Consider the following 16,758-nt stretch of genomic DNA (forward strand, 5'->3'; position numbering starts at 1 on the left):
CATTTCACCAATCATCCGATGTTTAACATCGGATGATTGCATCCACAATCCTGACCGTGCTAGCGTCGCCGTACGTTGCCGTCAGAGCAGCGAATGGGGAGTTTCACCTTGGTCAAGGCACGTCCGAAAACAGCCGACAAGCGCGTCAAGCCGGGGCGTATTCATGCCGTGCTGACCACGCTCGGCAGCGAGATCGCGCAGGATCTGATCCCCGTCGGCGCTGCCCTGCCCCCCGAACATGATCTCGAAGTGCGCTTCGGCGTCGGACGAGGCGTCATCCGCGAGGCCATCAAGACGCTCGCCGCCAAAGGTTTGGTGAGCGTGCGCCCCCGCCACGGTACCCACGTCCGCCCGCGCCGCGACTGGAGCCTGCTCGATCGCGACGTGCTGGCGTGGCTGGTCGGCAAGGACGAGCCGGATCGCGAACTGCTTCTCGCGATCCAGGAAGTGCGTTCGATCATCGAGCCGGCGGCCGCGGCGATGGCCGCCACGCGCGCTACCAAGACGGACCGCCAGCGCATCAACGCTGCGCTCACCGCCATGGAAACGTCGCACGATCAGGCCAGCGCCATCGAAGCCGACAAGGCGTTTCACCTCGCCATTCTCGACGCCACGCACAACCCGGTGCTGCAGGGATTCAGGAGCGCGATCGACACCATTCTGAGCACGGTTTTCCTCGTGGCTGTCGGCAGCGCCGGCTGGTTCGAGGACAACCTGCCGAACCACGCGATTGCCGCACACGCCATCAACGAAGGCGATGCCGACAAGGCCCGCACCGCCATGGAGCAAGTGCTCGGTTACACCGAATTCAAGCTGTCGAAACGAAGAACCTCAGCCGCGCGAGCCGCGGCTGCAAAACCAGCCGTAAACGGCAAGACCAAAAGGAAGCGCCATGTATCGTGATATGAAGGGGTCAACCCATGTTCTCGCGTCGCCGGAGATTGCAGTCGTTGCAATCCCGGAGGATGAACGCGTGTGGGTGCCCCAGGCCCCTGATGTGTGGTTTCGGCCGTTGATGCTCAACACCCGCCAGGGCCAATGGTGCAACCTGCTGCGTGTGCGGCGAGCCGGGGTGCTGTCGCGCCACCTTCATCCCAACCCCGTTCACGGCTTTGTCCTGAAGGGAAAATGGTTCTATCGCGAGCACGACTGGGTCGCCATTGAAGGCTCATACGTGTTCGAGCCGCCGGGTGAGATTCATACTCTGGTGGTGCCGGAAGAGACTTCCGAGATGATCACCTTCTTCAACATCCAGGGCTCGATGGTCTATCTCGACGAGCAGAACAAGCACGTCGGCTACGAGGACGTCTTCACCAAGCTCGACATGTGCCGTGCTCATTACACATCAGTTGGTCTCGGCGCCGACTACGTCGATCAGTTTGTGCGCTGATGACCGACGGTTCCCCCATGTCTCATGACGCCACATCCGGCGCCTGGGCCTCGATGTGGTACGCAGGCAAGCGCGTGCTTGTGACTGGCGGCACATCAGGCATCGGCGCGGGCATTGCTCGCGGCTTTATCGAAGCCGGTGCGAACGTCACTGTCGCAGGCGTCAGCGATGCTGAAATTGCAACCGTCGCGTCAGACCCAGTCCTGAAGAAGGCAAATGCGCAACTCCTCGACGTACGGGACATCGCGGCCATCAAAGCCCTTATCGGCTCTCTCGAAAGCCTCGATGTGGTGGTGAATTGCGCCGGCGTCATCCGCCGCGGCGATGAACTCGATCCCGACGTCTTCGACTCCGTCGTTGATATCAATCTCAGTGGGACGATGCGCGTCTGCGCAACCGCCCGCCCCCTGCTGGCGCAATCGAAAGGCGCGATCGTCAATCTCGCGTCGATGCTCTCATTCTTCGGCGGCGGCCTGGTTCCCGGATACGCGGCCAGCAAAGGCGGCATCGCCCAACTGACGAAGTCACTGGCGATCGCCTATGCCGGCGACGGAATCCGAGTCAACGCCATTGCACCAGGTTGGATCGCTACGCCCCTCACCTCCGCGCTTCAAAGTGATCCCGAACGTAGTGAGGTCATTCTGGGCCGTACGCCACTCGGGCGCTGGGGACAGCCTTCGGACCTGCTGGGCGGCGTTCTCTACCTCTGCTCGCCGGCTGCGTCTTTCGTGACGGGCGCGGTGCTCGTCATCGACGGAGGTTACGCCGTTGTATGAGCGGATCATGGAACGTGTGGCGACTTGCCACGCTTCCAAGCGACGATTTCGCCCCTGATAACTGAAGTCGGCCAATAAAAAACGACAAAGAGTTTCGATCAGAAGCCTGATCACAAGGAGGTTGCGTGCTGGTCATGTCCAGTCGAAAAGTCCAATCGCGATGGGTCGCACGCGGGGTCAATTCCCTCGCGGGAGCAGCCGTGTTCGTGGCACCGCTGCTTGCACTCGTCGTTATCTGGGCCGTCGTCGTACCGCTGTTCAATGTCAATGCGCGGATATTCCCCTCGGTGGGATCGGTTGGAACCGCCGCCATTGAATCGATCAAGGACGGCACCCTTCTCAGCCATATCGGCGCCAGCCTGCTGCGCGTCGGTCTCGGCACGCTGATCGGCATTGTCACGGCCGTTCCGCTCGGTATCGCCATGGGTGTCAGTCCCGGCGTCTCGGCATTTCTGACGCCGCTCTTTCGCTTTTTCTCGGTGCTTGCCGGCATTGCGTGGATTCCGATCGCAACGCTCTGGTTCGGCTACGGCTTCGGTGCGATCATTTTCGTGATATTCAACGCGGTGTTCTTCGTCGTTGCCTATAATACGCTGCTCGGCGTCTCGACCATTCCTCATACCTTGCGCAATGCCGCCGCCTCGCTCGGTGCCGGCCGCTGGGCCTTGCTGACCCAGGTTCTTCTGCCCGGCGCATTGCCGAATATCGTGACTGGAGTCCGCACCGGTCTCGGCTTTGCCTGGCGCGGGCTGATCGCAGCCGAAATGATCGCGACCAATGTCGGTCTTGGCTACATGCTGTTTGTGGCACGCGATTTCTATCGCACCGAAGTCATCGTCCTCGGCATGATTGTCATTGGTGTCCTTTGGCTTTTGATCGACCGGCTGCTGCTTGTTCCACTTGAGCGCGCGACCATCGAGCGCTGGGGCTTGGTGAGGCGCGCATGAACCTCGTTCTGAAAAGTTGGGGTGCCTACACCCGCATGACGACACGCTGGCCGGCCCTTGCCGCCATCGTGCCGTTCATCCCGGTCATTGCGCTATGGACTGCGGTTGCCGAGTCCGGAATGTTTCCGCGCGCCTTTTTTCCCGGCCCTGCCGAGGTCGCGAAATCGTTCGTCACACTGACGTACAAGGGCATCCTGCCGGATTATCTGCAGGACAGCCTCGTCCGGCTGTTCGCCGGTGCGGCTGTCGGCATGGCGCTCGGCATTCCACTTGGCATTCTAATCGGCACCAACAAGACCGCACATCGCATCTGCTGGCCGGTGCTGTTATTCTTCCAGGCCATCGGCGACATCGCATGGCTTCCGATTCTGCTGATCTGGTTCGGCTTCGGCCTGACCACGATGACATTCGTGATCGTCTATACCGTGCTGTTTCCCGTCGTGCTCAACACGGTGCTCGGCGTGGAGTCGGTGCCTCGGGATCTCGCCCGCGCGGCGCGTAGCTTAGGCGCATCACGTGCACGCGTGCTCTTCGAAGTCACGCTGCCAGGCGCGTTGCCCAATATCATTACCGGACTGCGCAACGGCCTCGGCTATGGCTGGCGCGCGTTGATTGCCGTGGAGATGATCGTCGGCACCAGCGGCATCGGCTTCATGATGTTCGACGCCCGCCGCTCCGGTTCCACCGTCGAAATCCTGCTCGGCATGATCATTCTTGGACTGCTTTGGTACATCGTAGACGCATGGATCCTCGCGCCGATCGAACGCGCGACCGGTCAGCGTTGGGGACTGGTGACATCATGAAAACGCTCTCGATCCGTAATCTTCAGAAAACCTACTTCGATCCTTATGCGGGATCGCATGTGACTGCGGTTCACGACGTTTCGCTCGATGTGGAGCAAGGCGAATTCATTTCCGTGGTTGGGCCGTCCGGATGCGGCAAGACGACGATCCTCAACATGGTCGCCGGCTTCATCCCCTATTCGGGCGGTGAAATCCTGCTCGACGGCAAGCCGGTCAACGGTCCCGGCCCCGAACGCGGCGTTGTGTTTCAGTCATTTGCATTATTTCCGTGGAAGACCGTGCTCGACAATGTCGGCTTCGGTCCGAAAATGCGCGGCGTCCCGAAGGCCGAGCGCGACAAGATCGCTCACGAGTATCTGGCGCTCGCCGGTCTTTCTCATGCGGCCAATCGCTATCCCAACGAATTGTCGGGTGGCATGCAGCAGCGTGTCGGCGTGGTGCGTGCGCTGGCCAACAATCCTGCTGTGCTGCTGATGGATGAACCGTTCGCCAGCGTCGATGCGCAGACCCGTATGACGCTGCAGGAAGAGCTCACCCGCATCTGGCAAGAGCGCAAGCCGACCGTCATCTTCATCACCCACGATGTACCAGAAGCCGTGTTTCTCGCCAACCGCGTGGTCGTGCTGTCGAAGGGCCGCGTGCTCGACCAGATCAAGATCGATCTGCCTCGCCCGCGGGTGTGGGATGATCTGATCGAGGACGACACCTTCAAGCGCCTCTCCGCGCAGGTGCTGCAGATGGTGCGTGCAGCATGAACCTGCTGTCGGCAATTCTGCGCTCGAACAAGGGCCGTTTCGTTCTCGGCGTCATCGCCGCATGGGCCGGATTCCAGGTTTGGCTGACGCTCGCAGCTCCGGGAAAGATTTCGCCGGAGCTCGCAGGCAACTCGGAGAAGGTGAACGTACAGATCGAGCTGCCCTTCACGCCGGAGCGCTTTCACGTTCTTGCATTCCAGAAATACGGACGGGTCTCCGGTGCGGATGACCGTTCGATCGAACTTCGCGGCGTCAAACGAGCGGACCTCACTTCAGTTGCGCGGCCGTATTGGGTGACGAGCGTTGGACCAATTAAAACGGGAGGATGATAATGAAACGAATTTTATTGCTGGGCGCGGCGCTGGCACTGGCGTGTATGCCGGTCCAGGCGCAAAATCTGATTAAAGTGAAGGCCGGCATGGTCAGCAGCATCGACCAGCTCGGGCTGCCGATCGCACTGGAGCGCGGCTTCTTCGAGAAGCATGGCCTCGATGTCGATATCGCCCGCCCCTACGCCACCGGCGTTGACTCCCTCAACGCGCTTCAGGCCGGCGAGAGCGAGATTGTTCAAGTCGGCGTGCCGATGATCGGCGCTGTCCTGCGCGGCATGGATCTCGTTGCGCTCGGCAATTACAGCGGCAACGCCACCAAGGCGGGCTCGGACGCGACGATGGCGATCATCGCCCGCGAAGGTTCGGGGATCGTCAAGGGCGACACCAAGAGTCTCAAGGGCAAGAAGATCGCCGCGTCCTTCGGCACGATCAATCATCTTTATATCCTCGCGACCCTCGAGAAAGCCGGGTTGAAGCCGGAGGATGTCACGCTGGTGAACACGCCGCCGCCGGACATGACAGTCGCCCTGCTTGCCAAGGGCATCGATGCCTTCGCAGGATGGGATCCATGGCCGATCGTCGCCCAGAAGGATGTGCCGGGTGCCTTCGAAGTGGTTCGCGGTGGCGACGTAATCTCTTACCTCGGATTCAACGTCGCGTTGCGCTCCTGGGTTGAAAAGAACACCGAGACGGCGGCCAAGTTCCTTGCTGCAGTCTCCGAAGCCGACCAGTGGATGCGTAAAAACCCGAAGCAGGCAGCTCAGGTCGCAACCCGCTGGATCCCTGGCCTCAAGCAGGACGTCGCGGAGGCCGCCATGCAATTCAATATCCAGCAGGCAGACCGCCGCCTCTCAGCCAACAACTATCGTGCGCTGTGGAGTGCGGAAGACCGGCTGGCGCGGCTCGGCATGCTGAAATCGATTTTCGACGTCAACAAGCACATCGATCCGAAGCCGATCCTGAAAGTCATGAAGGATCACCCGGAACTGTTCTCCGATCTGCCGCCAATCCCAGCGGATGTGGCGATCGGGCCGGACTTCGTCTTCAAGCCGTAATCAAACGGCGCGGACAACTAAAAAACAAAGCGGGCGGAAAATTCCGCCCGCTTTTTGATTTCGACCAGAACAGCGATCGGCACGACTGCCGATTACTTCTTCTTGCCGTCCGCACCAAATTGCTTGAGGAACGCGGTGAGATCCTTGATCTCCTGCTCGTTCTTGATGCCCGCGAAAGCCATTTTCGTGCCGGGGATCTTGCCCTTGGGGTCCTTGATGTACTCGGCGAAGGTCGCCTCATCCCAGGTGATGCCGGACTTCTTGTTTGCCTCGGAATAGTTGTAGCCTGCGACCGAACCGGAGTGACGGCCGATCAGTCCGTTGAGTTCAGGGCCAACAGCGTTCTTGGCGGTTTCACCGATTTGATGGCAGGCGCGGCACTTGGCGAATGATTTCTCACCGGCTGCGGCGTCCTGAGCATGAGCGGCGCCGGCCATGGCGACCAGCGAAAGTGCTGCGAAAAGCGAACGAATGATCATGTGCCTTGTACCTTTGGACTGAAGGGATGCTTGGCGCTGAAGATCGCCCGGAAAGGAATCGACCCGCAGCAACCGGTGGGTTGGTCGCGTACTTAATGCACAGCCCCGTTAACTAAATATATCGTTCCGGTGTCAGCAAACCACCCCATATTTTCAATTGACTGAGCGGTTGCAGCATCTGCGGCTTTTCGTCCCTTGCAGTGGATTGGCGCTAGCTCCGTAGACGGGCCGAAAAACCCCGCCTAAGCTTCCGATTCCAAGACGTCCGGCAAACGGACGCGGGAGGAGGCCGGCAGGACTGGCCATTTGGGAGGACACAATGAATCACCTTTCGCGCATCAAGCGCTCACTTGCACTATTGGCCACGTGTTCCGGCGCAATGCTTGCTTTCGCAACCCCCTCGCCGGCTCAGGACACTTTCAAGCTCGGCATCGTCACATTTCTGTCAGGCCCAGCCGCGGAAAGCTTTGGCGTGCCGGCCAGCAAAGGCGCTCAGTTTGTCATCGACGAACTGAACAAAGGTACCGCGCCGGCGCCATACCAGAAAGTCGGCTTCGGCGGCATGAAGATCGAGCCGGTCGTGATCGATGAAAACGGCGGAGCGACCAAGCAGGTCCAGGAACTGCGCAATCTCTATCAGCGCGATAACGTCGATGCCGTGATCGGTTACATCGGCTCCGGAGATTGCCTCGCCGTCGCCCCCATCGCCGAAGAACTCAAAAAGCTGCTGTTGCTGTTCGATTGCGGCACGCCGCGCATCTTCGAAGAAGCAAAGTACAACTACGTGTTCCGCACGGCAGCGCATGCCACGATGGATAACGTCGCACTCATTCGCTACATGAAGTCGCGCAACATCAAGATGGGAACCTTCTCGGCGATCAACCAGGATTACGCCTGGGGCCAGGACAGCCGCGCCGACTTCGTTGCGGCCGCAGGGCAAATGTTTCCTGATGCCAAGCTCAATGCCGACCTGTTGCCGAAATTCGGCGCGGGCCAATACGGCACCGAAATTTCGGCCCTCGTCAGCGCCGGCTCAGATGTCGTGTACTCAAGCCTCTGGGGCGGCGACCTGCAGGCGTTTCTGCTGCAATCCGTGCCGCGTGGGCTCTCCAAGCGCAGCCAATTGGTGTTGAGCGCAGCCGACCACGTTCTCCCACCGCTGGGCGAGAAGATGCCCGATGGCGTGATTATCGGTGCCCGCGGCGCCTATGGATTGATGTCGCAGAAATCTCCGATCAATGACTGGTTCTTCCAGGGCTACGAAAAGGCGAATGGCGTCTACCCGGTGCAGGCCGCCTATCGCGTGACGCAATCGATCCTCGGATTGAAGAATGCCATCGAAAAGGCGATGGAGAAAAACGGCGGCAAGAAGCCGACCACCGACGAGATCATTACGGCATTGACCGGATCGGAATGGCAAAGCCCCGGCGGCCTGATCCAGATGAAGAACGGCGACGGCCATCAGGCCATCCAGCCGATCGCCATCAGCCGCACGAAATATGATCCGGCGAAGAAGCGGGTCGAACTGGTCGACATCCAGCTTTTTCCGGCGGAGTGCGTGAATCCACCCCCAGGCGTCAAATCGGTGGATTGGATCAAGGGCGGGATGACGGGCGCGAAGTGCAACTAAACAGGTTTATCGCCTGATCGTGCACGCAGTGCGCTTTTGCGGATCGCGTGCACGATAGGAAGCCCTCTCTGTCCAGCCCGGCAACGCCCGGGCCGCAGCCGTGTCCCTCGATAACCCGCTTTAAAGAGACCGATGAATTTCTTTCTGACAATCATTCTCGACGGCCTCATCCAGGCATCGTGGCTTTTCATTGTGGCGCTGGGACTGACACTCGTCTTCGGCGTCCTGAAAATCCTCAACATCGCCCATGGCAGTTTTTATGCGCTGGGTGCTTATCTCGCAGCGACCGCGGTGACATTCGTCGCAGCACGTGGCCTTTCGCCGGTTCTCGGCTTCGTCGTGATGCTGGTCTCGGTTGCCGTTATCGCGGCTCTGATCGGCCTGCTGCTCGAACGCGGCCTGCTCAAGATGTTTTACGGTCGCGACGAAGTGGTCCTGCTGCTGGTGACCTACGCCGTCTTCCTGATGCTGGAGGACATCACCAAACTGATCTGGGGCGTCAATCCCATCTATGCCAATCAACCGTACGAGCTGTTCGGCAATGTCGAATTCGCCGGACTGTTTTACGTCGGCTATGATTTGGCCTTGATCCCGATGTCGATCGCAATTGGTCTGATCGTCTGGTTTGGCCTCAACCGCACTGTCACCGGCAAGATCGTATCCGCCGTGATTCATAATGCGGAGATGAGCGCCAGCATGGGGGTGCGGATCAATCGCGTCTATGCCATCGCCTTTGCCGTCGGTGTCCTGCTGGCTGCGTTGGCCGGCGCGCTCACAGCGCCGAAAATTTCCGTCCAGCCGGGTCTCAGCTCCGAAGTCATCATTCTCAGCTTTGCCATCGTCGTCATTGGCGGGCTCGGCAGCGTCGAAGGAGCTGCGATCGGCGCCATTCTGGTGGGCATGGCCAGAGCTGCATCGGTTCACCTGCTGCCGCAGGCCGAGTTATTCATGATCTATCTGATCATGGCCGCCGTTCTTGTGTTCAAGCCCGAAGGCTTGTTCCGCCGTGAAACTGCGAGGCGGATCTGATGACACGCAGCACTTATCTTTTCAGCTTGTTTTGCCTGATCATCGCGGCCATGTTGTTCGGCCGCGTCATTCCGGCCTGGACATTGTCGCTTGCCACCGTCGCTGCGGCGAATGCGCTGATCGCGCTCGGCATCGTGGTGCTTGCGCGCACCGGCAACGTCTCCTTTGGTCAGGGTCTGTTTTTTGCTGCGGGCGGTTATGGCGTCGCCCTGCTTGCCCACTCCTGGGGTCTTACCGATGCGGTCTTGCAGGTCTTGATCGGTGCGGTATGCGGCGGCTTGCTGGGACTGATGATCGGGCCACTGATCGCGCGTTACACCGGCATTTTCTTCGGCATGTTGACGCTTGCGCTGTCCATGGTGCTGTACGGCGCCCTGGTCAAAACCACCATCCTGGGTGGATCAGACGGCTTCAACGTCGTCCGCCCGACGTTGTTCGGCACCGCGTTCACCGATCCGCGCGACGCCGACTTTATGCTCTACGCGGTATCCGTCGTGACTACGGGCCTCGCCGGCATCGCTGCAACCATATTCTTTCGCTCGCAGCTCGGCCTGATGAGTCTCGCCGTTCGGGAGAACAATCTGCGGGTCGAGTATCTCGGGACATCGGCCAATCGCATCGTGACGATCAATTTCGTCATTGCCGCGATCTTTGCCGGTGCCAGCGGCGCACTCACCCTAATGGCGCAACGTCACATCGATCCGCAATTCGCATATTGGACGACGTCGGGCGAATTCGTCTTCATTGCGATTCTTGCCGGAAACCAGAGCGTCGCCGCGGTGTTCGCCGCGTCCCTCGCCCTCGAACTCGTGCGCTCGTTCTCCAACCTCTATCTGCCGAACACCTGGCAACTGGTGCTCGGCGCATTCCTGTTGGCCGTCATTCTCTTCTTGCCACGCGGCATAGGTTCACTCTGGACGAGTGCAAAACGTAAACCCAGCGAGCCACCGCCAAGTCCTGTGATCGTTGAGAAAGGATCGGCGACATGACAACGCCCGTTCTTTCCGTCCGCGGTCTGGAAAAGCGCTTCGGCGCCGTGGTCGCCGCCGACAATATCAATATCGATATTCCAGCAGGGCAGAAGGTGAGCCTGATCGGCGCAAACGGCGCGGGCAAGACCACTTTCGTCAACATGGTGACGGGTTACACCAAGCCCAACAGCGGGCAGATTGATCTTGATGGCTCCCCCATCGGCAAGCGTTCACCGCGCGATGTCGCCAAGCTCGGTATCTCACGTTCGTTTCAGATCCCGCAACTGTTCATTGAACTCACGGCTGCGGAGAACCTGACGGTCGCAGTTTCCAGCGCGGCGGGAAGCCGGCTCTCCGGGATAGCCCCTGCCGAGGCAAACGGCTACCGCGAGCAGGCACTGGCGCTCCTCGATCGCTTTGGCCTTGCCGCTCATGCCGACCGCCCGGTCTCCGAACTGGCCGGCGGCGTCCGCAAGCTGGTGGACATCGCCATGGCCTTGGCGCGACACCCCAAGCTGTTGCTGCTTGATGAACCGACATCAGGCGTGTCGGCGGAAGAGAAGTTTGCGACCATGGACCGGGTCATCCACGCGGTCTCCGGCGGCGCAGCCACGATCGTTTTCGTCGAACACGACATGGATATCGTCAGCGCATATGCCGACCGTGTCGTCGCCTTTTATAACGGCCGTATCCTTGCGGATGGCATCCCGGATCAGGTTCTGAAAGACGCGGAAGTCCGCCGTTACGTGACCGGAGGTGCGCGATGACTCACCCTCTCATGGAGGTCGACAACCTCGCGGTCGAGATCCAGTCCATGCCGGCACTGCGTGGGTTCAGCATGCAGCTCCTGGAGGGCAAGATGATCAGCCTGGTTGGACGCAACGGCGCCGGCAAAACCACGCTGATGCGCTCGATCATGGGCCATCTCGCGCCGCGCCAGGGGACAATCCGGTTCAACGGCGAGAATCTCTCGGCCCTGCCGCGGCACGCCCGCGCAGGCCTCGGCATCGGCTACATGCCTGAAGACCGCGGACTCGTCCCGCAATTGACCGTCGAGGAAAACATCCTGCTGCCGCTGTGGGTCTCGAAGGAGATCGATCGAAAGGCCAGGCTTGAGTTCGTCTACGATGTGATCGGCGAGCTCACCAGCATGCGCGACCGCAAGGCGCTGCTACTCAGCGGCGGACAGCAGAAACTTGTTGCACTCGGTCGCGCGCTCGGCATCGGCACCCGGTGCCTTTTGCTTGACGAGCCATTCGAGGGAATCGCACCTGCCCTGTCGGAGCGCATTTCGGAAGTCTTGGCATCGCTCAAGGGAAAAGGCTTAACTGTCTTGATGTCACAATCTGACTTGAATCATTCCCGCTCGCTGTTCGACAGAGAATTTGTGATCGAACGCGGCGCCAATCTTGCAACCTGACGCCTGAGATCAGGGAGGAAACAGACATGGACTGGTCACAATATCCCTTGCCCGCAATGCAGCACGAAAATCGCTTCGGTGATCGCGTGGTGTCAACATTCCGTGATCGACCTGCAAGTATTTGGGCCATGGTGGCCGATGCCGCCGCTAGAAATCCGGATGGCGAAGCATTGATTGACGGCGCTCAACGAATGACTTGGCGCGACGTCGCGCAGACGTCTGTTCAGCTTGCCGCCGGCTTCAAGGAAGTCGGTTTGCAGCCCGGCGACCGCGTGGCGCTGCTGCTCGGCAACCGCATTGAATTCGCGCTCACGCTCTTCGGCGCCGCGTATCTTGGCCTTGTCACGGTCATGCTGAGTACACGGCAGCAGAAGCCGGAGATCGCCTACGTGCTGACGGATTGCGGCGCGAAACTGATCATCCATGAAGATAACATGGCCGATCGCCTTCCGGATCACGGCGATGTCCCCGATCTGCTCCATCGCGTATCAATCGGTGCAACGCCCGGATCGCTGCAGTTTCAGGATCTGATTGCGACCGATCTGGCGTTGCCCCCCGCCAAGGTGCACGAAGAAGATACCGCCATGATCCTCTACACATCGGGGACCACCGGCAGGCCGAAGGGCGCCATGCTCGCCCATTGCAATATCATTCATTCCGCCATCGTTTACGAAGCCTGCATGGATCTGACGCAAGCCGATCGTTCGATCGCAGCAGTGCCGCTTGGCCATGTGACCGGAATTGTCGCCAACATCATGGTGATGGCGCGATGCGCCGGGACCCTGATCATCGTGGCCGACTTCAAGGCGCGGGACTATCTCAAGCTTTGCGCCCGCGAACGCGCAACGCAAACAGTGATGGTGCCCGCCATGTACAATCTCTGTCTGCTGCAGGCTGATTTCGACACCTATGATCTTTCTGCCTGGCGCATTGGTGGCTACGGCGGCGCGCCGATGCCGGTCGCAACGATCGAAAAGCTCGCGGAGAAAATCCCGGGACTGAAATTGATCAACGCCTATGGCTCGACGGAAACCACATCACCCTCGACCATTATGCCACCCGAACTCACTGCGAAACACCTTGACAGCGTTGGGCTTCCTTGCCCCGGCGCAAACATCATCATCATGGATGCGGATGGCCGCGAACTGCCACGCGGCGAGGTCGGAGAGATCTGGATTCAGAGCGCATCGGTCATCAAGGGCTACTGGAATAATCCGCGCGCGACGGCGGAAAGCTTCACCGGTGGCTATTGGCATTCCGGCGATCTCGGATCGATCGACGAGAACAATTTCGTGCGCGTGCTGGATCGCCAGAAAGACATGATCAACCGGGGCGGCCTGAAGATCTTCTCCGCCGAAGTGGAGTCCGTCCTCGCAAGTCATCCGGCGGTGGTGGAGAGCGCCGTGGTGGCGCAGCCCTGCCCCGTGCTGGGCGAGCGCGTTCACGCCGTCGTCGTCACGCGCGTGGATACCGACCAGCCGACCCTGCGCGCCTGGTGCGCCGAGCGCCTCTCCGACTACAAGGTGCCCGAGACGATCACGCTGAGCGCCGAACCGCTGCCGCGCAATGCCAACGGCAAGGTGATGAAGAAAATGATCCGCGATGCTCTGGCTGGCGTCTAAGAAACGCTTGTCGGCGCCTATTTAAAGCAACTTCCCATCCGGCCCGAAAAACGGATGCGGGCCATCGAACGCACCGATCGGCACGGTGTGCGTTACGACATGCCCGAACGCGTCGCCCGGAAACCAAGTGTGCAGATGGAAGGCCGGCGGCTCGATCTTGAATGACGGCTCTCGAAGTTCGCCGAGATCAAGGTCGACCGCATGGTTCGGCGCCGGGCAGATCGTCGCAACAGTTCCGCCAAACATCGTGAATGCCGTACGATGGACGTGCCCAGCAGCGACAAGCTGCACGCGGGAATGTTGTTGAACGATCGCTTCGAGTTCGCTCGCGTTTAAAAGGTTTTGCCTGTCCATGTGCCAGATACCGGCCATGAATGGTGGGTGGTGCAGAAACACTAGTGCGGGTCGTTCACGCGATGAAGCCAGTGTCTCAGCCAGCCACTGCAAGGTCGACGCTTCAAGCTCGCCGTGAGGTTTGCCCGGAACGCTGGAGTCGAGCAATACGAGATCGAGTCCGTCGACTTGGGCGAATTGATTGAGCGCCCCGGACGGGAACGCGTACGTCTGCTCCGGAAATGCTGCGCGCATCATCTCGCGTGAGTCATGATTGCCCGGAATTCCCACAAACGGCAATTTGAGCAGTGCGAGAAGACGCTTGAGATGATCGTATTCGCTCACCGTCGGCGTATCGACGAGATCGCCGGAGATCACGACAAGATCGGGCTTCTGATCTAGCGCGTTCAGCGCGACGATACATTGCTCGAATGCCTTGGCGGTATCGACGCGCCCATAAGCAAGATCGCCGGGCGATTTGATATGCAGGTCGGAGATCTGTGCAATTAGAACTGGCTTTTGCGTCATCTGGATTCAGCTTCTCACTTGTCCGGCGGCAGCAGACGTATGGCGTCCTGAGCGATCGACAACCCGATGCGTTCCCCTGCTTTCGCCCTGATCGTATTGGGAGCGTCGATGGTCAGCAATTTGTCCGAAACATCTTTGACGATGATGCGTTGCCGATCACCGGAGAAACCAACGCTGTCGATAACTCCTGCGAGGAATGCCCCTTCGGCATGCGTAATCTGAATTGTCTCCGGTCGGATCATGGCCACCGCCCTCGCCTGATTATCACTGCCTCCGGTCGCCAACCGGCCACCGGGTAAAACAAAATGACCATTCACGAGCGGGGCTTCGATGATGTTGGCCGCACCAATGAACTCGGCGACAAAACGGCTCTGGGGTGCAAAATAAATATCTCGCGGCACTCCGATCTGGGCGATAGCGCCCTTCCGCATGACAACGATCCGGTCACCGAGCTCCATGGCCTCGGCTTGATCATGGGTGACGTAAATCGTGGTGATGCCAAGTGCACGCAACATACGGTTAAGCTCGCTACGCAAACGGTCACGTAGCGCCGCGTCAAGCGCAGTCAACGGCTCGTCAAGAAGCAAGATGCCGGGACGGATCGCCACGGCCCGGGCCAATGCCACGCGTTGACGCTGGCCGCCGGAGAGTTGATCGATGCGTCGATGTTCCAGTCCGCCGATATTGGTCAATTCGATCAGCTCCGCGATGCGGCGCGTGCGTTCGGCTTTGCCGACGCCCCGGATCTTCAGGCCGTATCCGATGTTATCGGAGACACTCATGTTCGGAAACAGAGCGTAGGACTGAAAAACCATGCCGACGTTGCGCTGTTCGATCGGCACGGGCGTCATGTCCTTGCCGTCGAACAGCACGCGCCCGCCGGCATCCGGCACTTCGAGACCGGCTATGATCCGCAACATCGTAGTCTTGCCGCAGCCGGATGGGCCGAGCAGCACCAGCGTTTCGCCGCGTGCGATATCGAGGGTGGCCGGTTCGAGCGCGTGGGTGCCGTCTGCGAATGTCTTGCCGCAGTTTTCGATCCGGACCGCGACGCCGTGGCCTTGAACTGCATTCATGCCTTCCGCCCCTCATCGGCCAGAATCTGCATCGCCACCAGAAGCGGAACAATCATCACAAAAAAGATCAGCGTGTAGGCGGAGGCGACCTCCAGCCGCATCGAAGCGTAGCTATCGGCAAGCCCGACCGGCAATGTCTTGGTCAGCGGCGTGTGCAGCATCCAGGTGAGATTGAATTCACCGAGCGAGAGCGTCACCACCATCAGCGATCCGGCAAGAATACCCGGCATGGCATTGGGTACGATCACATCGCAAAACCGCCGCCAGGGCGAAGCCCCCAGCGAAGCAGCGCCTTCGTCCAATGTCTTGATATCGATCGTGGCAAATACCGCCATCACCGAACGCACCATGAAGGGCAGCGTAAAGACGACATGACCCACGAGGATGAACAGCCAGGAGCGGCGGAAACTTCCAAACCCTCCGTAGGTCAGCAACAGCCCCAGCGCGATAGCGAGCCCGGGAATGGCGAGCGGCAGGGTAATGACCTCTTCGATGATGCGCGACAAGCGCCCACCGCGCACATGCAGCGCATAAGCGGCAGGCACCCCCACCGCCAGCGTCACCGCAAGTGTCGCGAACGCAATGATGAACGACAGCAAGATCGTTCCAGCATACAGCTCCCAGACCTGAACAACCCATTGCAAGGTCACGCCGGACTGAATGCCACGGAAATAATTGACCGTGACACCGGCTGATATCGACAAGATCGCGGGTACAACCAGAAACGCCGCAACGAGCAGCGTGAAGATCAGTTGTCCAACGAAGATCAGGCGATCACGCATGGCATCATCCAGCCGCGGCCACGGTGCCGCCGGTGAACGATCGCGCAATTGCGAGCATCGCCCACGCAATGATCCCGAGCCCAACGGAGAGCGATGCCGCGGTTGCGAGGTTCGCCGCGAGCGTGAACTCGGTGTAGATCAGCATCGGCAGCACATCGATGTTGGTCGCGAGCGTGAACGCCGTGCCGAATGCCCCCATTGCCGTGGCAAAGGCAATCGCGCCGGAAGCGACGAACGCCGGCGCCAATGCAGGCAGAACGACGTCCCGCTGCACTGCCCACGGACTTGCACCAAGCGAGCGCGCGGCTTCCTCCAGACCCACGTCAAGTTTCTGCACGGCCGCCATAATGGTCAGAATGACCCGCGGGACAGAGAAGTAGAGATAGCCAAGCAACAAGCCATAGATCGAGTAGGCAAAGACGATCCTGTCTCCGGTCAGGCGGTTCGACAGATCACCGATCAAGCCCTGCCGTCCTGCCAGCAGGATGATCATGAAACCGACCACCACACCGGGGAACGCCAGCGGAAACGTCAGCATCGCAATCAGGATCGCGCGGCCCGGAAAGCGATGGCGCTGAAGAAACATGCCCGCGACTGTAGATATGGCAAGTGTCAGAATGGTCGTCGCCGCAGACAGCAGCACGGTGTTGATTAGCGTCGCGCGATAGCGCGGCACCGTTAAAATGGTCAAATATTCGGCAAGGCCGCGCGGTCCCTCCGCCCCGGTCGCCACCAGCCGCGCCATTGGCAGCAGAAAAAACGCCGTCGTCACCACGGCGAGCGGCAGCAGACACAGCCAGACGAAGGACCGATGCGACATGGAGAAATGG

At 60.0% G+C, this 16,758-nt stretch carries 19 protein-coding genes; 14 read left to right on the top strand and 5 right to left on the bottom strand.

Going from position 1 to position 16,758, the window contains the following annotated elements; genetic code table 11:
- The first annotated feature begins 93 nt into the window (after nucleotides 1-93).
- The 8 genes from ACP0KA_RS02080 to ACP0KA_RS02115 all read left to right on the top strand — a co-directional run bounded on the left by ACP0KA_RS02080 (nucleotide 94) and on the right by ACP0KA_RS02115 (nucleotide 6,058).
- Nucleotides 94-903, top strand: coding sequence for a FadR/GntR family transcriptional regulator (locus ACP0KA_RS02080; protein WP_424627180.1), 810 nt, complete (start codon nucleotides 94-96; stop codon nucleotides 901-903).
- Complete coding sequence (locus ACP0KA_RS02085; protein WP_424627181.1) at nucleotides 893-1,390, top strand: 2,4'-dihydroxyacetophenone dioxygenase family protein; 498 nt, start codon at nucleotides 893-895, stop codon at nucleotides 1,388-1,390. Before ACP0KA_RS02080 ends, ACP0KA_RS02085 begins: the two co-directional genes overlap by 11 nt.
- On the top strand, nucleotides 1,390-2,166 hold the full coding sequence (locus ACP0KA_RS02090; protein WP_424627182.1) for an SDR family NAD(P)-dependent oxidoreductase: 777 nt from the start codon (nucleotides 1,390-1,392) through the stop codon (nucleotides 2,164-2,166). Before ACP0KA_RS02085 ends, ACP0KA_RS02090 begins: the two co-directional genes overlap by 1 nt.
- A 134-nt stretch (nucleotides 2,167-2,300) precedes the next feature.
- Nucleotides 2,301-3,113 (top strand): ABC transporter permease, encoded by an 813-nt coding sequence (locus tag ACP0KA_RS02095; RefSeq protein ID WP_424627183.1) that lies wholly within the window; start codon nucleotides 2,301-2,303, stop codon nucleotides 3,111-3,113.
- Nucleotides 3,110-3,916: an ABC transporter permease gene (locus ACP0KA_RS02100; protein WP_424627184.1), complete on the top strand. Its 807-nt coding sequence runs from the start codon at nucleotides 3,110-3,112 to the stop codon at nucleotides 3,914-3,916. Before ACP0KA_RS02095 ends, ACP0KA_RS02100 begins: the two co-directional genes overlap by 4 nt.
- The gene (locus ACP0KA_RS02105; RefSeq protein ID WP_424627185.1) at nucleotides 3,913-4,671 is read left to right on the top strand and encodes an ABC transporter ATP-binding protein; all 759 of its coding nucleotides are present in this window, start codon (nucleotides 3,913-3,915) and stop codon (nucleotides 4,669-4,671) included. Before ACP0KA_RS02100 ends, ACP0KA_RS02105 begins: the two co-directional genes overlap by 4 nt.
- Complete coding sequence (locus ACP0KA_RS02110) at nucleotides 4,668-5,000, top strand: hypothetical protein (RefSeq protein ID WP_424627186.1); 333 nt, start codon at nucleotides 4,668-4,670, stop codon at nucleotides 4,998-5,000. The genes ACP0KA_RS02105 and ACP0KA_RS02110 overlap by 4 nt, the downstream gene beginning before the upstream one ends.
- Nucleotides 5,001-5,002: 2 nt before the next feature.
- Entirely contained in the window at nucleotides 5,003-6,058 is a 1,056-nt protein-coding gene (locus tag ACP0KA_RS02115) for an ABC transporter substrate-binding protein (protein ID WP_424627187.1), read from the top strand.
- Nucleotides 6,059-6,150: 92 nt separating this feature from the next.
- Here ACP0KA_RS02115 and ACP0KA_RS02120 read toward each other — a convergent pair whose 3' ends face one another.
- Nucleotides 6,151-6,537, bottom strand: a complete 387-nt coding sequence (locus tag ACP0KA_RS02120) for a c-type cytochrome (protein ID WP_424627188.1) — start codon at nucleotides 6,535-6,537, stop codon at nucleotides 6,151-6,153.
- Nucleotides 6,538-6,856: 319 nt separating this feature from the next.
- Between ACP0KA_RS02120 and ACP0KA_RS02125 the strand changes: the two genes are divergently transcribed.
- From ACP0KA_RS02125 to ACP0KA_RS02150, 6 genes are all read left to right on the top strand, one after another.
- On the top strand, nucleotides 6,857-8,167 hold the full coding sequence (locus ACP0KA_RS02125) for an ABC transporter substrate-binding protein (RefSeq protein ID WP_424627189.1): 1,311 nt from the start codon (nucleotides 6,857-6,859) through the stop codon (nucleotides 8,165-8,167).
- A 132-nt stretch (nucleotides 8,168-8,299) separates the two neighbouring features.
- Complete coding sequence (locus ACP0KA_RS02130; RefSeq protein WP_424627190.1) at nucleotides 8,300-9,196, top strand: branched-chain amino acid ABC transporter permease; 897 nt, start codon at nucleotides 8,300-8,302, stop codon at nucleotides 9,194-9,196.
- Nucleotides 9,196-10,185, top strand: a complete 990-nt coding sequence (locus ACP0KA_RS02135) for a branched-chain amino acid ABC transporter permease (RefSeq protein ID WP_424627191.1) — start codon at nucleotides 9,196-9,198, stop codon at nucleotides 10,183-10,185. The genes ACP0KA_RS02130 and ACP0KA_RS02135 overlap by 1 nt, the downstream gene beginning before the upstream one ends.
- Complete coding sequence (locus tag ACP0KA_RS02140) at nucleotides 10,182-10,934, top strand: ABC transporter ATP-binding protein (protein WP_424627192.1); 753 nt, start codon at nucleotides 10,182-10,184, stop codon at nucleotides 10,932-10,934. Before ACP0KA_RS02135 ends, ACP0KA_RS02140 begins: the two co-directional genes overlap by 4 nt.
- A complete protein-coding gene (locus tag ACP0KA_RS02145; protein WP_424627193.1) occupies nucleotides 10,931-11,587 on the top strand; it encodes an ATP-binding cassette domain-containing protein in 657 nt (218 codons plus the stop codon). Before ACP0KA_RS02140 ends, ACP0KA_RS02145 begins: the two co-directional genes overlap by 4 nt.
- Nucleotides 11,588-11,613: 26 nt before the next feature.
- Entirely contained in the window at nucleotides 11,614-13,209 is a 1,596-nt protein-coding gene (locus ACP0KA_RS02150) for a class I adenylate-forming enzyme family protein (RefSeq protein WP_424627194.1), read from the top strand.
- A gap of 21 nt (nucleotides 13,210-13,230) precedes the next feature.
- On the opposite strand, the gene ACP0KA_RS02155 is transcribed toward ACP0KA_RS02150, so the two are convergent.
- Genes ACP0KA_RS02155 through ACP0KA_RS02170 form a run of 4 tightly spaced genes read right to left on the bottom strand, consistent with a single transcriptional unit; the run spans nucleotide 13,231 to nucleotide 16,748 of the window.
- Nucleotides 13,231-14,070: a phosphodiesterase gene (locus ACP0KA_RS02155; RefSeq protein WP_424627195.1), complete on the bottom strand. Its 840-nt coding sequence runs from the start codon at nucleotides 14,068-14,070 to the stop codon at nucleotides 13,231-13,233.
- 14 nt (nucleotides 14,071-14,084) lie between these two features.
- Nucleotides 14,085-15,146: an ABC transporter ATP-binding protein gene (locus tag ACP0KA_RS02160; RefSeq protein WP_424627196.1), complete on the bottom strand. Its 1,062-nt coding sequence runs from the start codon at nucleotides 15,144-15,146 to the stop codon at nucleotides 14,085-14,087.
- A complete protein-coding gene (locus tag ACP0KA_RS02165; RefSeq protein WP_424627197.1) occupies nucleotides 15,143-15,928 on the bottom strand; it encodes an ABC transporter permease in 786 nt (261 codons plus the stop codon). The genes ACP0KA_RS02160 and ACP0KA_RS02165 overlap by 4 nt, the downstream gene beginning before the upstream one ends.
- A gap of 4 nt (nucleotides 15,929-15,932) precedes the next feature.
- Nucleotides 15,933-16,748 (bottom strand): ABC transporter permease, encoded by an 816-nt coding sequence (locus ACP0KA_RS02170; protein WP_424627198.1) that lies wholly within the window; start codon nucleotides 16,746-16,748, stop codon nucleotides 15,933-15,935.
- Nucleotides 16,749-16,758 lie beyond the last annotated feature (10 nt).

The organism is Bradyrhizobium sp. SYSU BS000235, assembly GCF_049747295.1.
Lineage (GTDB): Bacteria > Pseudomonadota > Alphaproteobacteria > Rhizobiales > Xanthobacteraceae > Afipia.